Raw genomic sequence first — 20,063 nt, 5'->3', positions numbered from 1 at the left:
TCCTTATCCCTATGTCTGAACAAATTGTGATACAGCACACAACTTGACAGTTCCAGAAATTTTCATCCTGGAGAAATACAGGGGATAGGGAACAGGTGATAGGTGACATTAGGGTGCGTCAGTTAGAGAAAACTTGGAAATACCAAAAAGTTTTCGTACTGACGTACCCTACATAATGAATATTTTTTTATTTGACAGTCTGTTGACTAATGACTAATAACTTTGTGTACTTAGTTTCTAGACGTTTTTATGATGACTCACTTCTAACGGCAAGAAAATAGTCAAAACTTCGCCGTATTGTGGACGCTGACGGACAATTAACTTACCACCGATCGCTTGAAACAGGTGTTTAGTAGCAGCAATATTCAAACTAATAGTACCTGTCTCTGGTTGGAACATGAGTAACTGACCAAGGGCTTTACGGATTGGTGGTGTTGGAGGTGTGGCGACTTTATTTGTATCTTGGCAGAGAGTTTGAGGCGATAATTGTAACTTTAGTTGATCGCCGGCGGGAATCACCTGGACTTGGATATGACTACCAGGCGGTAAACTGCGGGTAAAATTTTCTATTAACCCGGTTAGTACCCGATCCAACATGGCAGGATTACTTACTACTGTGGGTAATTGCTGCGGTAAAACTACATCTAATGTTAAATTGCGACGCTGTGCTGCTTGCTCCCAACGAGGAATACTTTGATGCAAGACTTGATCGAGAGACATGGGAGTCAGGTGAGTTATAGCAAACTTCGCAGCCGCACAGGTTTCTAGTTCTGCGGCTTTAAATAACAACTCCATGCGATCAATTTGCTCAGTACACTCATGATCGATTATTTCCAAGCGATTAATCACAGTTGCAGGCAAATCCCGCCGCTTCAACAGCAGACGAGTCATAGTCCGAATAGTAGTGAGTGGGGTACGGACTTCATGGGCGAAAGCTTGGAGTAGTTCTACATCGGGGTTTGGTGCTGGAACATTAGGGCTGGGGGATGGGATTTTTGGGATAGGGCATTGGGGGAACTCTTCTCTAGTCCCTTCTTCTGGTAATTCTTGGAGTAGAAATTGGCTAAACTGAAGAATAGTGCGGTAATCGGGTGGTACTAGGGGATAGTTTTGGACTAATGTGTCCAACTCCGCGAAGAAATCGGGATTACTTAGCATGACCCTCGCACCAAGCGATCGCCATGCTTGCTGTACTACTTCTGGCTCAAAGGAAAATGAAAATGATTTTGTACCGTCTTTGCGGGTGGCTAAAACTAGAACTAATCTAAATTTTTTTGTAAAGACTAGACAAAACTGCTCTGCTGCGAGGGGATCAGCTAGTAGTAGAGGCAAAACTGACTCATCGAGAGTAATTTCTTCTGGAGAAATAGCGATCGCCGTTCGCGCAGCATCTCTGTCAGGAGAAGAGGGGTCTTCAGCGATCGCACCTGGCATATGAAATGGCATCAATGCCAAAGGGTTAAACGGCTTGGCTGTAAAAGTTACCGTCTGCAACCTTTGGGTAAGTATTGGCTGACTAAATAAAGGTGCAGGTGCAGCCAAAACCAATCCTAGGTTTACATCAGGCGCAGTTTTACCTAAAGTGTTGATTAACAAATGTTCTATCGCTGCTAGACTCATCCGCCATTGCCGCTCTGCTTTGGTTGGTGAGCCTTCAGTCACAATACATTCACTTTCGGCTAACACTTCACTCAGACTTGGCAAGATCCATTCGTACACAGACTTTCACCTCTTTGTTCAAGAGCGACTAGCAGCTTCAAGATTTCAAGCTTCACTACATAATTAGAGGTTATAGTTATTTACACTCTAACAACAGTCGTATAACCGAACAAAATAGGCGCGATTTCCCCTAATAACATGGCATGGTCAATCGCTCAAAAACAAAAAGTGCTGAATTGAAAATGCTAAGTGCTGAATTGAAAGACCACCCACTCTTAAAGCCTTTTCATTACCAACTTTTTTATGACTATTCATAAATCTACCCAACACCCGTCAGGATAGCCTTCTATTGGGCAAGGCTTAAGCAATGCTAAGTTTGTTCCTATAGGTGGCCGCATCATCATTGAAAAAGATTCTATGGCTACCTTATCCTCACTAGCATCGCTAGATTGAATTTTATTTAAGTCGAGTGTGTATTGTATTTTCAGCACTTCTGACTCTGATATACCGTATTTTTTCAATACCTTGTTTAATTGAGATTTATTCAAGACTTCTATTAGTTCCTGTTTAATCTCGTTTTCTAATTGCTCTAAGGTTTGAGGATCTAGAACTATTGTTTGTAAATTTTCGGAACTCATAACGATGGTTAATCCTTGCAAGTTATGTAGATGTACTATATTAATGTGATTTCGATGAATGAATTTTGTTAGTCCAGATATTTCGAGGAATCTGAAAACGTTGGACTGCTAAATTTTCCTCAACTTCACTTAATTATTGCTACAGCTTGCTTCATTGTAATTACGTAATTGGTTATAAAACTTAACATACTAAGATGTAATTGCTTTAGAACTGCCTATCTCAAATAAAAAACTCCATCCTCTTGTGGATAGAGTTTCCCGCCGCGTTCGATAAAAAAACCAGCCTCCCACAGCTGGTCTCAAAATATTCATTCGCGTTGTCTTCTCAATAGAGTTAAAACCCAGTTGCGAGTTCCCAAAACGCAACCAGAAACTTTTCTTAACAATATTGTAACAGCCAACACAGTTTTTTTGAAAAAATTTACAAAAAAAAGATATGCCCGAAGAAAATTAACCTCTATCTTTGAGAATATTTCAAAAATGCTTTTGGGCTGAGTAATCAGAGAACAAAACCTACGCAACAGATAATACCAAACCTTCACAAGCTAGCAGTGCTTTAGGAAAAGCAGACTTAACTTCAGTTTGAACTTTGTCGAGAAAATCATCATGGTCATCTGGGTGATGATGAGAAATCACTAGCTGTCGTACATTTGCTGTCTGAGCTATTTCCACAGATGCTTGCCAAAGGGAGTCGGCACAATCATGATCGTGGGATGTCGGGGGTGTATAAGTGGCATTAGCAATTAATAAATCGACACCTTGAATAATTTGTATAATGTCGTCTCGTTCTATTTGCTCTGCACGGTAACTTAAATCTGTAACATAAGCAACACTATAGTCTTGCCAGCTTACCCGATAACCAATTGATCGCTGAGTTTGGTTGATCAGTGCAGTTTTAATGAGAATATCGTCTATTTTGACTTCACTATTGGGGGTGATATTTTTAAACTGCAACTCAGACTGCATAACCTGTAGGGGATAGGGAAAGTGTGGTTGCAGCATTTGGTCACATAGACTTTGTTTAATGGAAGCCCCATTGGAAGCAGCTGCACCGTAAATATGGAAACAATTTTCTGGAATAAATGCGGGTGAGAAAAAGGGAAACCCCTGAATTCGATTGGATTGGGAATTAGTAAAAAATAAATGGGCTTCTAATGGCTGTTGTAAGTGCTGCCAAGTTTTACCCAGTATGCGTAAACCAGTACCACCATCAAAAATCAGATTTTTACCGCCTACGCGCATTTCTACACAAGCAGTATTACCACCATAGCGGCTGGTATTACCGTCAGGTGTGGCAATCAAACCCCTGACACCCCAAAATTTCAAAACGAAATCACCCACAAGGCCACTTGGTGAGTTGGCTGACTTTTCAGTTAGGTAGACCGGAGAACCTGACAGCTCAATATTTGACATTTTTTTTGCATTTAGACCTTACTGAGCAGGTCATCGTAGTGCCGCACTTCCAAAATTCGGTTTTGTTCGTCCACAATGACTACCGTAGGAGTATAACTTTTTAACTCTTCTGGAGTGAACTGCCCGTAAGCCATTATAATCACGCGATCGCCGATCATGCCTAGACGGGCGGCAGCCCCATTTAGTTCAATAATTCCCGAATGGGCTGGAGCAGGTATCGTATAAGTAATGAAACGTTCACCATTAGCATTATTCACTACTTGGACTTGTTCGTATGGTATAATTCCGGCTTTTTCTAACAAGATTTTATCAATGCTAATACTACCCACATAATTGATGTTTGCTCCCGTGAGGGTGCAATTGTGAATTTTTGCTAAAAGGAGGGTACGCTGCATTTCGTTTCAATGTTATGTGGCAATTTATATATTTGGCAGAGTAATGAGTGCTGAGTAATGAGTCTTGAGTTATGAGTGGGTATCCTCACTCAACATGGGCTTAAACCCGACTACGCATAATACTACTCGGAACTCAGCACCGGCTCAACTCCCGCTACCGCTAACAGCACCGACTAAACTCCGTGCTACCCCTAACAGCACCGGCTAAACGCCGCGCTACTGCTAACAGCACTCACCACTCTTTACGTTAGTCTTACGGATTACCGATCGCCTACTATCCCTTATAGGCTTTTATAGACTGTTCTACCAGGGGTGCTACCTTGTCAACGTCTTGCCAACCGAGGATTTCAGTAACTTTCTTTTCTAAATTTTTGTAACTGCGGAAAAATTCAGCAATTTCATCTAAGCGATGTGGAGCTACATCTCTCAAGGATTTTACGTGTGTGTAACGTGGATCTTTGTCTGGTACACACAGAATTTTTTCATCGCGATCGCCACCATCAATCATTTCCAAAAAGCCAATTGGTCTGGCAGGAATGATACAACCTGGAAAAGTTGGCTCATCCATAATTACCATACCATCCAAGGGATCGCCATCATCTGCCAAGGTGTTGGGTATAAAACCATAGTCGTAGGGATATTTTACTGAAGAATACAGTACCCGATCTAGGGCAAAGGCTTGCAGCTCTTTATCAAATTCGTATTTGTTTTTGCTACCACCTGCGATTTCAATCAGAACATTAATTACACCGAGTTTTGGCTGGGCTGGAATAAGGGATAAGTCCACAAACAATTCCTCTCTTTATTTCACTTAAAATTTATCGGGGACATATCTCCCCGTGTAAAATTTTATGGCCAAGATGGACTTCTGCCCAAGTATTATTCTGAACTTTCCCTAATTATCACCTGTATCCACCGATTGATGTTGGTCGGCGGACACGCTCAGATCACGCGGACATTCATCCCGACACTTCGTTTCCTTTTACTACGGAACATTACTACGAGTAAACGCTACAAGAGTCTGTAAGTGTCGGGTTTATGCCCAATTAAGCTAAACCTTTTAGCTAAGAACGCAGATTTAGCCCGTATGTTGATGAATTAAATACAAGAATGCTAGCTCAAAATTTTTTCTCCGTTGTTTGTGTTTGGAACTTTCGGCTGGTGACATCTTAACTGTTGATGATTTTGTCTATCGCCCACCTGTTTTTAGTTCATAGGTCATAGGTTGCTGACTTTCTGGAACGTTGGTGGAATAGTGGGCAATGACAAACACAGGTAGTGTTAGAGTGACTACAGCTATTAATGTTCCCACAATGTCTGCCAAACGATGGGAATACGTGGCGGGAGGTTTGGCAGACTGGCTATCTGAATTCATACAGAATTGGAGTTAATCACAATTAATTGTAGGTTGACTCTCTAAGTAGAGAGTTTCAATACTATTTTAGCTATTTTTCATTGTCAAATGTGTAGCCGATCAAAACATCAACCAATTTGGTGAATTTCATAGTTGTAGGCTTTGTACTTGGCAATCTTGATACATGGTTGCAAATGAACATTCCTAACTTGACCGAGTGCATAATATGTTACAGTTTATGGCAGTAAATTATTATTTTTAGGTTAAGCATAGATTAAGTCCACAGGACAATTGCTTGTTATTTTTATTTTTGAGCAAATTAATGATCTATCTGAATTGATTTTATCTTAATAAGATTTTATCATATTTAAATCCTTTGCCTAAGCTATTTCTAGCGATTTAGCTTGTTCACAATAACTATGACAATCCGAAATTTTGCTGAGACATGGAAGTTTTTTTTTACTATTAAAAAATGTCACAACTAAATACATTAGAAAGTAAGGATAAGTAGGTTAGCAGATTTTTTTAGCAGAAAATCATCCCGAAGAAATACAGATAAATTATCAGCATTTGCTAGTAACTATTCGGTAATCACACTATCAATCTTTCCCATAATCTAAATTTATCCATTTGGGTAATATTACTTGAACTTTGTCAATCTATATATAGGTAGAGTAAAAATACTTTTTGCTTTTAGATTGGGGGCTGGGGACATTTCTTTGAAGGTTAAGGGCAGCATCCCAACGTAGAGAACGACAAGCTTAGAACATGGCATTGCATCGCTTGTGACTAAGACTAATTGGGAAAAACCGCCACTATAGGGCGGTCTAGTTAAGCAATCGGAGGGTAATTTCTAGACTACCCTCCTAATTTGATCATTGTTGTAGCAGAGTTTGCACTTACTTTTGGGTGAATGCTCAAGATAAACTACTGTCTACCATAGGCACTCATTGGTTCTTTAATAAAGCGAATATAAAAATGTTTAAATGTAGACTTAATTACCCTGGGCATTGCAAAATCAATTGGCATTAATTGATCTGGAAGTTGCCAATCTGTAATTTTGAGTAAGTCTGGATGTAAGTTGGGAAAATCAATGTCAGCCAGGTCTGGGCAAACTCCTAGCCTTTGAGAAGCTGCAACAGTGGGGACTTCATGGGGTGGAACGTCGAGAATTTCTACCATTGCCCTATCTAGGGCAAAGACATTGGATGCTGCGGCTAATATTCCCAAGGAACGGGGTTCGCCGCCACTAGGGCCATTACCTTCATGTCCAATGATCCCATCTAAAATAGTTAAGTCTGGATTAATTGCCTTGGCAGTTTCGACTAACATTTCTCCAAATCGGTTCGCATCTTTACCTGCTTCCATGTGCCACCATGCTTTCATTTTGCCGGGAACGCAACCAAAAAGGTTTTTGACTCCCAAAGTTAAGGTTAACTGGGTATGGGATTTGACTTTCGGTAGATTAATCACCACATCTGCTTCTATCGCTTCTTTACTGATTAGTAGGTGATTAAAATTTTCGCTCACGGTTTGGTAACGCTGTCCGTGAAATTCAATGATAGGCAAATTTAATTCTTGGATGATTGGCTGATAACCATTGGCTATAGCCACACCTTTGGCACTACCAAATGCTGGACTATCCCCTAAAAATGGTTTACCACCTGCGGCAATCACCATCTGAGCAACGGCATAAACTAGTTCAGCGCGGGTGGTACACTCTTTTTGAGGACGCGCACCTGTGAGCAAATTCGGTTTGAGTAAGACACGTTGCCCTGGTTTAACAAATGCCGCCATTCCCCCCAGAGGTTCTAGTAAGGTGACTAAAGATTCTCTTAAAGTATCTTTTTCGTAAGAGGTAGCCCGAATGAGGCTAACAGATGGTTTTGAATTCTGCATGAGTTATGAGTGCTGAGTGCTGAGTGCTGAGTGCTGAGTGCTGAGTGCTGAGTGCTGAGTAAAAATCCCAGTCCCCAGTCCCTTACTCTCCACTCACTAAAATACTGCTCATCTGTTCTAGATTTAACACAGTAGCTAATTCTGCTTCACTCATTAGCTCTTTTTCTAAAACAATCTGTCGTAGGGATTTGCCTGTTTCTAGCGATTCTTTGGCGACGGCGGCGGCGTTTAAGTAACCAATATGGGTGTTAAGTGCAGTAACTAAAGCTAGACTACCTTCAGCGTAGGCTAAACAACGTTCTTTATTAGCGGTAATTCCCTCTATACAACGTTCCGTGAGGGCGGTGATGGTATTACCGAGAATTTCTGTACTGTGAATCAGGTTATAGGCAATTAACGGCATCATCACGTTCAATTCTAATTGTCCAGCTTGGGCGGCGATCGCGATCGCATTGTCGTAACCCATCACTTGAAAACATACCATCGATGTCATCTCTGCCATCACGGGGTTATATTTCCCTGGCATAATCGATGAACCAGGTTGCACTGGCGGTAATTGTATTTCTTTCAAACCAGTTTTTGGGCCGGAATCCATCAGGCGCAAGTCGTGGGAAATTTTGGCTAAATCTTGGGCTAAGTTACGTAATGCGCCAGAAACATTGACAAATGCCCCCATACTTTGCATTGCAGCCATGAGATGGGGTGCAGGTTGCAGAGGAAAGTTGAGTAATTCTGAGAGAACTTCTACCACACGGACACGATATTGGGGATGGGTATTTAATCCAGTTCCAGCCGCACTACCACCCAAACCTAGCACCATCAAATCCCCAGAGGCGGTATAAAGGCGGTTTTGATGTTCTGAGAGGATTTGCGCCCAAGCCCGGAAATTTTCACCCAAACGCACAGGTACAGCGTCTTGTAAGTGAGTTCTGCCAGATTTAACGATATCTTGAAATTCTACAGCTTTGTTTTCTAAGGTGGCGATCGCTTTTTCTAAAGCAGGGTGTAATGTCCTCTCTAGTGCTAACAAGCCACCAATCCGAATGGCTGTCGGGATCACATCGTTGGTAGACTGTCCGTAGTTGACATGATCGTTGGGGCTAACTCTTTTGTAATTGCCTTTCTCTTCACCAAGAATTTCTAAAGCCCGGTTTGATAAGACTTCATTGACATTCATGTGGTGCGAAGTCCCTGCACCGGCTTGATAAACATCTACCACAAACTGATCACGAAATTTGCCTGCGAGGATTTCATCAGATGCTTCCACGATGACTTGGCTAATATCTTGGGGAATACAGCCTAATTCACCGTTAACAATTGCTGTAGCTTTTTTAATGAATAAACAAGCATCTACGTAAGTAGGTAATGGTTTAATGCCGCTAATGGGGAAGTTTTCGATAGCTCGCAGAGTTTGAATACCGTAATAAGCATCACTCGCAATTTGGCGATCGCCCATTGAATCGCGTTCGATACGAAAATCTGTATTGTCAGTCATATTATTGTTGGGATGATCTCAAAATACAGATCATGCCATGCAAATACACAAAAAACTTGATTGTTCCATCAAAAATGACTAACAAAGCATGGCAAACTAATGACTATTGACTGTTGATTAATGACTAGTGACCATCTCTTAAGTCTGTCAACTAAACTGATTTAAGCTAAACTTGGTGTTAAATACGAGCAGGAAAAATATTATGATTAAAACACCAACTCGCCGTATATCTTTAGAAGAATTTTTACAATTACCAGAAACAAAACCAGCGAGTGAATATATTGATGGTGAAATCATCCAAAAGCCTATGCCCCAAGGTAAACACAGTAGACTACAAGGTGAATTGGTAACTACAATTAATGGTGTAGTTAAACCTGAAAAAATTGCACTAGCTTTTCCAGAATTACGCTGTACATTTGGTGGACGTTCAACTGTTCCCGATGTAGCAGTATTTGCTTGGCCAAGAATTCCTGTAGATGGAAAAGGCAATATTGCTAATGCGTTTAATACATATCCAGACTGGACTATTGAAGTTCTATCTCCTGAACAAAGTACAACCAAAGTCACCAAAAATATTTTACATTGTTTAAATCATGGTACTAGCTTAGGTTGGTTAATTGATCCAGAGGAATCCGGCATTTTAGTTTATCCGCCTCATCAGCAACCAATATATTTAGAGAACGAACAAGATATATTACCAGTCCCCGATTTAGTTAGTGATTTACATTTGACATTAGGGCAATTATTTGATTGGTTGAAATTATAGAAAATTTCTCAACCCAAATCATGACTTTACCCAACTGGATAACTTTTTCTCGCCTTCTGGGTGTCCCATTTCTAATTTATGGCTTGTACAACCCTACAGAGAAAGCTAGATGGATATGTTTGGCAATTTTTTTAGTCGCTGCACTCACAGATTGGTTAGATGGCTATTTAGCACGAAAACTTAACCAAATTAGTGATTTGGGTAAGTTTCTTGATCCCTTAGTCGATAAATTTTTGGTATTAGCACCGTTGCTGGTTTTAGTGGAGTTGGGAAGAATCCCAGCTTGGGGAGTGTTTTTAATTTTAGCGCGGGAATTAGCGATCGCAGGTTGGCGAGTTAATCAAACGACTATTACCGGGGCAAATGTTTGGGGTAAACTCAAAACGGTCAGTCAGATTATTGCGATCGCCTTACTCATCGCACCCTTATCAGTAGAGTGGCAAATCCCATCTCTCATCGCTTTTTGGATTTCTGTAACTTTGACGTTAATCTCTGGAGGGATTTATCTATGGCCACAAAGTGCCACAAGCAACCAACCCCCAGAGAAGAACTGAAATCCCCAAGTTAAGTTTTTTGTATATTAATAGTTGTTTTCTAACCGTGTTAGTAGATTTTGTGCCGTTCTAGCTGATGGGCCAGCAACAATAAAGAATGCAAGACCTTTGGAACTAATACATCGGATTGTACCGCTATATTGTCCGGTTTCTCCATAAACCCCCGATTCCAATGCTGCAAAACCTTTAGTAAATCCCGTATTTCTCAAGGCTAATTCAGCTCTATTAAGACATTGCTGTTGGGTTAACCTAGTCGGTTGCCAAGAAGTCCAGATTAAACAGCTAGCTTGAGCTATTGATGGCACAAAAGAAATGAATACAGTTGTTAGCAGTAGTAGGGATTCTTTATTGACTGCTTTTTTTCTCAGTACACCTAAAAAATCCGGTAGGTGATTTTTCTTTCTTTTGGGTGAAACGTGAAGCATCGCAAAGCCTAAAATAACTATATAGTTAAATATGTCACATCTTTCCATATACTGAGTATCATTATATTGAGTTATTTAATTAATATTCATATATTTTATTGAGTAATATTAATATTTAATATTTGTTAAATAAGTATTTATGAGTGTTTAAGCAGCAAGTATGGGGGTTTCTGAAATTGTCCAGGCGATCGCTAACTGAGGAGCGTTAGATATAGACACTCACTAGTGTGCCTGGCTATCGCTAAATTTGGTAGCGTAACAACACATTTTTAGTATCATAGAAATGATTAGCTTCAAGGAAATATTCTGCTATATCCACTATTTCTAAACATTTTTTTTTGTGATCAGTTTCATATGTTTACTGGAATTTGCATTTTGTTCATTTTCAACAATTTTTATTAAATAATCACCATAGCTGCTCTTAGCCATAGGTGCAGCTAACTGAAGCAGTTGAGATAAATCTATATATCCCTTGAGATAGGCGATTTCTTCAATACAGGCTATTTTTAAACCTTGTCTTTCTTCAAGGGTTTGAATAAAGTTAGTTGCTTGATATAAAGATTCATGAGTTCCTGTGTCTAACCAAGCATATCCTCTGCCTAATAATTCTACTTGCAGTTGACTCCGTTGTAAATACGCTAAATTAATATCAGTAATTTCTAACTCATTGCGAACAGAAGGCTTTAAATTAGCAGCAATTTCTACTACTTGTGCATCATAGAAATAGATACCAGGTACAGCATAATTGGATTTGGGAATTAAAGGTTTTTCTTCAATATTGATTGCCTTACCATTAGCATCAAATTCAATCACTCCATATTGTTGAGGATTTTTAACTTGATAGCCAAAGATTAATCCACCTACTTTGAGAGTGGCAGCTTTTACTAAAATTTCTGTTAATCTATCACCATAAAAAATATTGTCCCCTAAAATTAAACATACTGGATCATCAAATATGAAATCTTTGCCTAAAATAAAGGCTTGTGCCAAACCCTCTGGCTTTGCTTGGACAATATAACTAAACTGTAAACCCCACTGACTTCCATCTTTTAATAATCTTTGAAATACTTCTAAATCAGTAGGAGTAGTAATAATTAAAATTTCCCGAATACCTGCCAACATTAAAACAGATAAAGGATAGTAAATCATTGGCTTATCATAAATAGGTAAAAGCTGTTTACTGACAACGTGAGTTATAGGATAAAGGCGTGTGGCAAAACCACCAGCCAAAATAATACCTTTCATTTTTTATCCTGATAAAATAGTTTTTATGTATTAAATTATTTATGCACAAATCTATAACTCCGATTTCTTAAATAAACCGGAGTTCTGTATTTCTAAATTAACCTTAACCGAACCATATTGAGTGACGATATTACCTATTATCATAATTTTTTCGTAACCAATTTTGATGATTTTCTGAACGTACTTGATTTACCCAAGATGAATTACTCAAATACCATCGCACAGTTTTTAGTAAACCACTATCAAAATTTTCTTCAGGTTTCCATCCTAATTCATGACTGATTTTATGGCAGTCAATTGCATACCTACGGTCATGTCCAGGACGGTCTTTAACAAAAGTAATTAAAGAAGAATAAGAGAAATTATCTTGATGAACTAGTTCATCAAGAATTGCACAAATTTTTTCTACAACAGTTAAATTATTTTGTTCATTCAGACCACCAATATTATATGTTTCCCCAACTTTTCCCTGTTGTAAAACTAGATATATAGCTTGACAGTGGTCAATGACATATAGCCAATCGCGAATATTTTGACCATCTCCATATAGAGGTAACGGTTTACCATCTAGCGAATTAATAATAGTTAAAGGAATAAGTTTTTCAGGAAATTGCAGTGGGCCATAATTGTTTGAGCAATTGGTTGTTAAAGTTGGCAACCCATAGGTGTGATGATAAGCTCTTACAAAATGGTCAGATGCAGCCTTAGATGCTGCATAAGGGCTATTAGGTGTATAAGGACTATCTTCTCTAAATGCTGGATCTTGTAAATTTAGTGAACCATATACTTCATCTGTAGATATATGTAAAAAACGAAATTGTTTTTGTTTATTAGAAGATAATTTCTGCCAGTAAAATTTACTTGCTTCTAGTAATTGGAACGTACCCAATACATTAGTATGAATAAATTCTTGTGGGCTAAAAATCGAACGATCTACATGACTTTCTGCTGCAAAATTAATAATTGCATCTGGTTTATATGTTTTCAAAATATAACTAACCAACTCTAAATTACCAATATCTCCTTGTACAAAATGATAGTTTTTATCGCTTTGTAATTTAGCTAAATTGCCTAAATTACCTGCATAAGTTAGTTTATCTAAATTAACTATATTTGCCCATTGTGATTGTCTCGCTAAAAGGATAAAATTAGCACCGATAAAGCCTGCACCTCCTGTTACTAATATTGTTTGCATATTGCTTAGTAAATCAGATTTAATATATTTTGAGTTATAACAAATTGGTTGCAGACCGTTATAGCAAAATTAACTTGAGTACACCCCAAATTTGGATGCCTAGTCTGCAACTTGGATTAGGACTTTGGCAAGGTAATTACCAAGGAATTGAACGCTTGTGGCTACGCTGGTATGATGCAGAGGGTAATTGGATTCCGACTCCAGTAGAACAAGAAAGCCAACGAGCAGAAAGATTAGCTGCTAAGTTACAACAGTTAGGTATTGACCCAAATCAGGTTTAGGCAATAGGGACTAATCAATTCAAAATTCAAAATGACGCTCTCTACGTTCGCGGAGCGTGTCGTAGACAGACGCTGCGTGAACGCGGACTCGCTCTAAGCGAAGCTATGCCGAAGGCTTTACGCTGCGCTAACAAAATTCAAAAATTGTTTACTCCGCCTTCAGCACTCATAACTCAAGACTCATAACTCAGCACTCCTTAACAAGCTTGTAAAATTTCCTCATCAGTGGAAAAGTCTACTTCGGCTTTATCTCGTCCAGTGGCTAAATAATCATTTGCAAAAGAGTCTGTTAGACCGGAAATTAAATCATATTGAGGTTGCCAATTCAGTTCTGTTTGTGCTTTATGCACGGAAGCAAAGAAATGCTGTACCCGCATTGGGAAAGCTTTACGTTTACCAAAATCAAATTTTTTCGGGTCGTAATGCACAAGTTTGATGTCATCGGGTGATTTACCAGCAGCTTGAGCGCAAGCACGGGCTAAACCATCAAAAGTGACGAAGCGATCGCCTGAAATATTATACACTTGAGCGATCGCCTGTTTGTTGCCAATCACCTGGGACATGGCCATCGCCAAATCCTTGACATGACCTAGTTGAGTAATATGTACCCCAGTACCAGGAATAGGAATTGGGCGATCGCGTACAATTCGATCAAAGAACCAACTTTCTAAATCGTTATAGTTCCGAGGCCCGTAAATATAAGTAGGGCGAATCGAAGTAAAGGGTAATCCCTGTTGCTGCAAGTAGGCTTCGGTTTCATGCTTACCCCGATGACGGCTTTTCGGGTCTACTGTATCTCCTTCTACATGGGGTAATTGGTCAGATTTGAGATACACCCCCGCAGAACTCATATAGACAAAATGCTGCACCCGACCTGCAAAAATCTCTGCTAGTGGTTGCGTATCAGTCAGTTCTCGACCATTATTATCAAAAATTACATCAAAATTTTCTGGTAATAATTTTTCCTTCAGCTGTGTAGGATCAGTGCGATCGCCTATAATTTGTCCTACTCCCTGCAAACTGGGTAGTGGGCGATTACCACGATTAAACAGCACTACCTCATGTCCTTGTTCCACAAGAATTTGAGTTAGGTAAACACCAATGAACCTAGTACCACCCATGATCAAAATTCGCATAATTTACCCACTCCTATGTCTTTTGTAGGGACTGTGCAATGCCCAATCCCTTGAGGTTATCAGGTTGCTGCATCCCTCTGGAACATCTACTAGCAAAATTCTGTCTTTAATTGCCATCTGGGGCATTTCCCATTCCTCCATCGCCAAAGGAAACTGTGCAGTTAACCTCACACTCTTGCTTGACGTATTTTTTACATTTTAAAGTTAGCTGTGCCCTTGAAATATGCTCTTGTTCATGAGTGGCTAACACCAAAAGCCACCGGTGGTTCAGAATTAGTCGTGCGGGAAATTCTCCATCACATTGATGCTGATTTATATGCTCTGATTGACTTTGAATCCAGCAATCCCGAAAGTTATTTGTATGAACGTCAGATTGGTAGTACCTTTCTCCAGCATTTTCCCTTTGCCAAAAATGGAATTCAAAAATACCTGCCGTTTTTGCCACTGGCAATTGAACAACTGGATTTACGCCAGTATGATGTGATTCTGTCTTCATCCCATGCTGTTGCTAAAGGCATTTTAACTACTGGCGACCAGTTACACATCTGCTACTGCCATACCCCGATGCGCTATGCTTGGGACTTAACATTTGATTATCTACACCACAGTAAGTTGGGTAGTGGTGTAGCTGGATGGGTAACTCGCTACTTATTGCATCAGTTGCGCCAATGGGATGTATTGAGCGCAAATCGGGTTGACTATTTTATTGCCAACTCTCACCATACTGCTCGGCGTATTTGGCGGTGCTATCGACGAGAAGCCACAGTCATTTATCCGCCTGTGAATGTGGAGACGTTTCCATTCTTGCCGCAAAAAGAAGATTTTTATCTCACCGTTTCCCGGTTAGTGAGTTATAAACAAGTATCTCTAATTGTTCAAGCGTTCAATCAATTGCAACGACCATTGGTAATCATTGGGACAGGTTCGGAAATGACACAAATTCGCGAGCTAGCAAACTCGAATATCCAAATACTAGGGTGGCAACCTGATGAAGTGGTGAAAAACTATATGTCTAGGGCTAAGGCATTTGTTTATGCTGCTTGTGAAGATTTTGGTATTGCCTTAGTAGAGGCGCAAGCTTGCGGTACTCCAGTGATTGCTTATGGTGCAGGAGGTGCGTTAGAAACGGTAAAAGATGTGCGTTCATATAAAGACACAGGAACGGGCATACTATTTAAGAGACAAACAGCAGAAGCATTAGTGGAGGCAGTAGAAAAATTTGAAATTTATCAATATGACCTTAACCCTGAGTATATGCGATCGCACGCAGCCCAGTTTTCACCGCAAGTTTTTGCTCGATGCTACCTAGATTTTTTACATCAGCATAACAAAAAAGGCATTCTGGAGAGTGACAACCAGAATTTTTTGTAATTGTTTTAGATGCTTTTGGCAATTTCACCCCAGAAGCACCTCCTTTTAGCTTTAAGATTGGGACTATGTGTGGTGTGGATTATTAAGGAGTATGATGACTGCCCAGAGCTCACTCCTCTCCGGTAAGCGACGCTTAAGTCCAGATGCTAGCTCGTCTACGCGTTCTGCACTCAAGCGAGGTCAAAAAACAAAGACACCTAGAAGAAAACCTCAAGGTTTGTCTTTTCCAACTTTAAACGGAGAGTTTGCCAAAAGACTGTTCGATATCGTGTTTTCTTTGTCAGTTTTATTTCTGTTTTCTCCTGTTTACTTAATCTTGGCCTTACTGATTTCTTTCAGTTCGGAAGGCCCGATTTTTTATGTCCAGGAAAGAATAGGAAAAAATTACAAGCCTTTTAATTGTATTAAATTCCGCACGATGGTAAGCAATGCGGACGAAGTACTCGTCCAAATGATGGAAACATCGCCCCATCTGCGGCAAGAATTTGAAAGCAGTTTTAAGTTAAAAAAAGACCCCAGAATTACCACAATCGGCCGATTCTTGCGAATTACTAGTCTAGATGAATTTCCCCAATTCTGGAACGTTTTAAAGGGGGACATGAGTGTGGTGGGGCCGCGTCCTTTAGTCGCAGAAGAACTACCAAAATACGGTATCCACATCGATCAAGTTTTAACAATCAGGCCAGGCATTACCGGATTATGGCAAGTATCTGGACGTAATGATATCCCCTATCCACGCAGAGTTCAAATAGATTTACATTACGTCAAAGCTAGAACTTTTTGGCTGGATTTATGGATAATACTGAAAACAGTTGATGTGGTTGTTGTCCCAAAAAATAACGGAGCATACTGAAACAAAAACTTGCTGTTTTATGATTAGGGGCATTTATCGCCCCTTAGCTAATTATTAAACATCTACCAAATTTAATTATGCGTTGTCCAGAATCCTTGGTAGGCAGAATAAATCCCCTATGGGAAGCCTTCGGCTACATGAATTGTGACTACGTCATTTTTGGAGATGTCTATCAAGACTAAAGTAGATCAAAAAATGAAATATGCGTTATTCACAAACCATGTAGAGACGTAGCATTGCTACGTCTCTACATTATTTTTGCCAGATGTCAACATTCTTCTCCTAGCTATGCCGCAGGCTTTACGACAAGCTTAGTACAAGTTTTGAATTTTGAATTCTGCCTTACGGTACTAGGTAATATGAGAATATCTGAGAAGTTCCAAATCTTTACGAGAACTCCCCATTTTAATTACATCAGATTTTTTATATTCTTTTTTCCGATCGCACCGCTCAAAAAAGCTCTCACTATGGCACTCTGAGAAACAGAGACCTTTTAATCTAATATTTTAGCTACAGCAAATTCACCTAATAAGGTTATGCAAACTCTGCCGAATCTCGCAACATCCAATCATACAACTAATCAAACCACCTTTGATACTACAATCAAGCGTCGTAAAACTCGTCCGGTCAAGGTGGGTAATGTCACCATCGGCGGCGGCTATCCTGTGGTAGTCCAGTCGATGATTAACGAAGATACCCTTGATATTGATGGTTCTGTAGCGGCTATCCGTCGTTTGCACGAAATCGGCTGTGAAATTGTCCGTGTTACAGTCCCAAGTATTGCTCACGCTGTAGCATTGGCAGAAATTAAACAAAAACTCATTAAAACTTACCAAGATGTCCCAATTGTTGCTGATGTGCATCACAATGGGATGAAAATTGCCCTGGAGGTTGCCAAACACATCGAGAAAGTACGGATTAATCCAGGGTTATATGTGTTTGAAAAACCCAACACTAAAAGGACTGAATATACTCAATCTGAATTTAATGAAATTGGTGAAAAAATCCGCGAGACTCTAGCACCTCTAGTAATTTCCCTCCGAGACCAAGGTAAAGCCATGCGAATCGGCGTAAATCACGGTTCATTGGCTGAAAGAATGCTCTTTACCTACGGCGATACTCCAGAAGGGATGGTGGAATCTGCTCTAGAGTTTATTCGTATTTGTGAATCGTTAGATTTCCGTAATATAGTCATTTCCATGAAAGCCTCACGAGTTCCTGTGATGGTAGCCGCCTATCGTTTAATGGCCAAGCGCATGGATGATTTAGGTATGGACTACCCCTTGCATTTAGGTGTGACAGAAGCGGGTGATGGCGAATACGGACGAATTAAATCTACAGCAGGTATTGCCACATTACTTGCCGATGGCATTGGTGATACAATTCGCGTGTCCCTAACAGAAGCACCGGAAAAAGAAATTCCCGTTTGCTACAGCATTCTGCAAGCTTTGGGTTTGCGGAAAACAATGGTGGAGTATGTGGCTTGTCCTTCGTGTGGACGCACTTTGTTTAATCTCGAAGAAGTTTTACACAAAGTCCGGGAAGCCACTAAACACTTAACTGGCTTAGACATTGCTGTGATGGGTTGCATTGTCAATGGCCCAGGAGAAATGGCTGATGCTGACTATGGTTATGTAGGTAAAACCCCTGGCTACATTTCTTTGTATCGTGGACGAGAAGAAATTAAAAAAGTCACAGAAGACAAAGGTGTAGAAGAATTGATTAACCTGATCAAAGCAGATGATCGTTGGGTAGAGCCTTAAATCAGTTAACAGTTATCAGTAGTTACTAGGGTGCGTCAGTACAAATAATTTCTTGGTATTTCCTGGTCTTATCCCACTGACGCACCCTACATGATAAAACCAAGGCAAAAATCATCATTAAATCCCTACACCCATATACTCCCACTTCTTCTTTCTTGATAAAATTTCTGTAAATGGCGATCGCCTAGATCCCCGGATTAAAAAGTATTTTGATGAAGTTAGGAATACATACTCGCTCGTTACAGTTTACCCTGTGTTAGATTGAGCGTACTGACTATAAATTTTTCCCTCTGACGCAGCTGTCATTATGGTGATTACAAAAAGTAGGCTTGTTTTGGGTGCTACGGCGGTAACACTCTCCACGATCGCAGTTACTAGCCTTGGCATCCACTCGCGTGGTCAGGCTTTATTTAAAGCAAGTCCCAAGGAATTGGTAGATGAGGTGTGGCAAATAGTCCAACGCCAATATGTAGACGGAACTTTTAATCAGGTCGATTGGCTAGCTGTACGCAAGGAGTACCTCAGCAAGTCCTATAGTAGTCAAGAGGAAGCTTATAAGTCCATCCGGGAAATGCTGAAAAAGCTAGAAGACCCCTATACCCGGTTTATGACCCCACAAGAATTTAAAAATATGCAGGTGGATACCTCTGGGGAACTCACCGGTATTGGGATCACCATCAGTCAGGATGAAAAAACTAAGCAGCTGGTTGTAATTGCGCCAATTGAGGATACACCTGCTTTTAAAGTAGGTATTCTTTCTAAGGATATCATTCTCAAGATAGATGGCAAAAGTACCAAAGGTATGGATACCAACCAGGCAGTATCTCTAATTCGAGGCGAACCAGGCACACAAGTCACCTTAACGATTGATCGTAACGGTCAACAAAAACAATTTGAAATCAAACGGGCGCGGATTGAAATTCATCCCGTGCGCTATTCTCAAAAGCAAACAACTATTGGTAAAGTTGGCTACATTCGTCTGAATCAGTTCAGTGCCAACGCTGGCAAAGAAATGCAGCAAGCCATTAGAGATTTAGAAAAACAACGGGTAAATGGCTATATCTTGGATTTACGTGGTAATCCTGGGGGTTTGCTCTTCTCTAGTGTAGAAATTGCACGGATGTGGCTAGATAAAGGCACAATTGTTTCTACCATTGGCCGCCAAGGCGAACAAGAGCGAGAAGTAGCGAGAGGTAGGGCTTTGACGAATAAACCTTTAGTGGTCATAGTTGATAAAGGTTCAGCCAGTGCCAGTGAAATTCTCTCTGGTGCATTGCAGGACAATCAGCGTGCTGTTTTAGTTGGTACACAAACCTTTGGTAAAGGCTTGGTACAATCTGTACGTCCCTTAGAAGATGGTTCAGGTCTAGCAGTCACCATTGCCAAATATCATACCGCCAGTGGTAAAGATATTAATAAACATGGCATTGACCCAGATGTGAAAGTCGAATTGACAGATGCCCAGCGTCAAGACTTGTGGCTGCGAGAACGAGACAAAATCGGCACATTAGCAGATCCTCAATTCGCTAAAGCCTTGGAAGTATTGGGTAAACAAATTGCTGGCAAAACTACACCAACGGCAGAAAAAACTCAAAATACGCAGTTATGAGTGGTGAGTAAT

19 protein-coding genes are annotated in these 20,063 nt (G+C 40.2%); 7 read left to right on the top strand and 12 right to left on the bottom strand.

Going from position 1 to position 20,063, the window contains the following annotated elements:
- Positions 1-237: 237 nt before the first annotated feature.
- From VB693_RS17335 to VB693_RS17300, 8 genes are all read right to left on the bottom strand, one after another.
- The gene (locus VB693_RS17335) at positions 238-1,719 is read right to left on the bottom strand and encodes a HAMP domain-containing sensor histidine kinase (RefSeq protein WP_323267335.1); all 1,482 of its coding nucleotides are present in this window, start codon (positions 1,717-1,719) and stop codon (positions 238-240) included.
- 251 nt (positions 1,720-1,970) lie between these two features.
- Complete coding sequence (locus tag VB693_RS17330) at positions 1,971-2,297, bottom strand: hypothetical protein (protein WP_190703705.1); 327 nt, start codon at positions 2,295-2,297, stop codon at positions 1,971-1,973.
- 513 nt (positions 2,298-2,810) lie between these two features.
- Positions 2,811-3,710, bottom strand: coding sequence for an MBL fold metallo-hydrolase (locus VB693_RS17325; protein WP_323267334.1), 900 nt, complete (start codon positions 3,708-3,710; stop codon positions 2,811-2,813).
- An 11-nt stretch (positions 3,711-3,721) separates the two neighbouring features.
- Positions 3,722-4,105: an aspartate 1-decarboxylase gene (panD, locus tag VB693_RS17320; RefSeq protein WP_190703700.1), complete on the bottom strand. Its 384-nt coding sequence runs from the start codon at positions 4,103-4,105 to the stop codon at positions 3,722-3,724.
- 274 nt (positions 4,106-4,379) lie between these two features.
- Positions 4,380-4,892, bottom strand: a complete 513-nt coding sequence (locus tag VB693_RS17315) for an inorganic diphosphatase (protein ID WP_190703697.1) — start codon at positions 4,890-4,892, stop codon at positions 4,380-4,382.
- 402 nt (positions 4,893-5,294) lie between these two features.
- Complete coding sequence (locus tag VB693_RS17310) at positions 5,295-5,480, bottom strand: hypothetical protein (RefSeq protein ID WP_323267333.1); 186 nt, start codon at positions 5,478-5,480, stop codon at positions 5,295-5,297.
- 906 nt (positions 5,481-6,386) lie between these two features.
- Positions 6,387-7,358, bottom strand: a complete 972-nt coding sequence (locus tag VB693_RS17305) for a DUF362 domain-containing protein (RefSeq protein ID WP_323267332.1) — start codon at positions 7,356-7,358, stop codon at positions 6,387-6,389.
- Between the two features lie 82 nt (positions 7,359-7,440).
- Positions 7,441-8,853, bottom strand: coding sequence for an aspartate ammonia-lyase (locus VB693_RS17300; RefSeq protein ID WP_323267331.1), 1,413 nt, complete (start codon positions 8,851-8,853; stop codon positions 7,441-7,443).
- Positions 8,854-9,055: 202 nt separating this feature from the next.
- Here VB693_RS17300 and VB693_RS17295 point away from each other — a divergent pair, with 202 nt between their 5' ends.
- Together VB693_RS17295 and pgsA are read left to right on the top strand one after the other, a co-directional pair.
- Positions 9,056-9,619, top strand: a complete 564-nt coding sequence (locus VB693_RS17295; RefSeq protein WP_323267330.1) for a Uma2 family endonuclease — start codon at positions 9,056-9,058, stop codon at positions 9,617-9,619.
- Positions 9,620-9,639: 20 nt separating this feature from the next.
- On the top strand, positions 9,640-10,173 hold the full coding sequence (gene pgsA / locus VB693_RS17290; RefSeq protein ID WP_323267338.1) for a CDP-diacylglycerol--glycerol-3-phosphate 3-phosphatidyltransferase: 534 nt from the start codon (positions 9,640-9,642) through the stop codon (positions 10,171-10,173).
- Between the two features lie 26 nt (positions 10,174-10,199).
- Here the strand turns inward: pgsA and VB693_RS17285 are convergent, their stop codons facing one another.
- From VB693_RS17285 to rfbB, 3 genes are all read right to left on the bottom strand, one after another.
- Entirely contained in the window at positions 10,200-10,646 is a 447-nt protein-coding gene (locus VB693_RS17285) for a hypothetical protein (protein ID WP_323267329.1), read from the bottom strand.
- Between the two features lie 276 nt (positions 10,647-10,922).
- Positions 10,923-11,843: a glucose-1-phosphate thymidylyltransferase RfbA gene (gene rfbA, locus VB693_RS17280; RefSeq protein WP_323267328.1), complete on the bottom strand. Its 921-nt coding sequence runs from the start codon at positions 11,841-11,843 to the stop codon at positions 10,923-10,925.
- 130 nt (positions 11,844-11,973) lie between these two features.
- Positions 11,974-13,038 carry a dTDP-glucose 4,6-dehydratase gene (gene rfbB / locus VB693_RS17275; protein WP_323267327.1) on the bottom strand — a complete coding sequence of 355 codons (1,065 nt, stop codon included), beginning with the start codon at positions 13,036-13,038 and terminating at the stop codon, positions 11,974-11,976.
- Positions 13,039-13,067: 29 nt separating this feature from the next.
- On the opposite strand from rfbB, the gene VB693_RS17270 reads away from it, so the two are divergent.
- On the top strand, positions 13,068-13,319 hold the full coding sequence (locus VB693_RS17270; protein WP_323267326.1) for a hypothetical protein: 252 nt from the start codon (positions 13,068-13,070) through the stop codon (positions 13,317-13,319).
- 197 nt (positions 13,320-13,516) lie between these two features.
- Here the strand turns inward: VB693_RS17270 and VB693_RS17265 are convergent, their stop codons facing one another.
- A complete protein-coding gene (locus VB693_RS17265; protein ID WP_323267325.1) occupies positions 13,517-14,455 on the bottom strand; it encodes an NAD-dependent epimerase/dehydratase family protein in 939 nt (312 codons plus the stop codon).
- Between the two features lie 210 nt (positions 14,456-14,665).
- Here VB693_RS17265 and VB693_RS17260 point away from each other — a divergent pair, with 210 nt between their 5' ends.
- From VB693_RS17260 to ctpC, 4 genes are all read left to right on the top strand, one after another.
- The gene (locus tag VB693_RS17260; RefSeq protein ID WP_323267324.1) at positions 14,666-15,826 is read left to right on the top strand and encodes a glycosyltransferase; all 1,161 of its coding nucleotides are present in this window, start codon (positions 14,666-14,668) and stop codon (positions 15,824-15,826) included.
- Positions 15,827-15,920: 94 nt separating this feature from the next.
- On the top strand, positions 15,921-16,679 hold the full coding sequence (locus VB693_RS17255) for a sugar transferase (RefSeq protein ID WP_190703765.1): 759 nt from the start codon (positions 15,921-15,923) through the stop codon (positions 16,677-16,679).
- Positions 16,680-17,215: 536 nt separating this feature from the next.
- Positions 17,216-18,442, top strand: a complete 1,227-nt coding sequence (ispG, locus tag VB693_RS17250; RefSeq protein WP_190703668.1) for a (E)-4-hydroxy-3-methylbut-2-enyl-diphosphate synthase — start codon at positions 17,216-17,218, stop codon at positions 18,440-18,442.
- Between the two features lie 307 nt (positions 18,443-18,749).
- Positions 18,750-20,051, top strand: coding sequence for a carboxyl-terminal processing protease CtpC (gene ctpC, locus VB693_RS17245; RefSeq protein ID WP_323267323.1), 1,302 nt, complete (start codon positions 18,750-18,752; stop codon positions 20,049-20,051).
- Positions 20,052-20,063 lie beyond the last annotated feature (12 nt).

The organism is Anabaena sp. UHCC 0399, assembly GCF_034931465.1.
Lineage (GTDB): Bacteria > Cyanobacteriota > Cyanobacteriia > Cyanobacteriales > Nostocaceae > Trichormus > Trichormus minutissimus.
The sequence above is the reverse complement of the archived record's forward strand: the minus strand, read 5'-3'. Positions and strand labels throughout refer to the sequence as shown.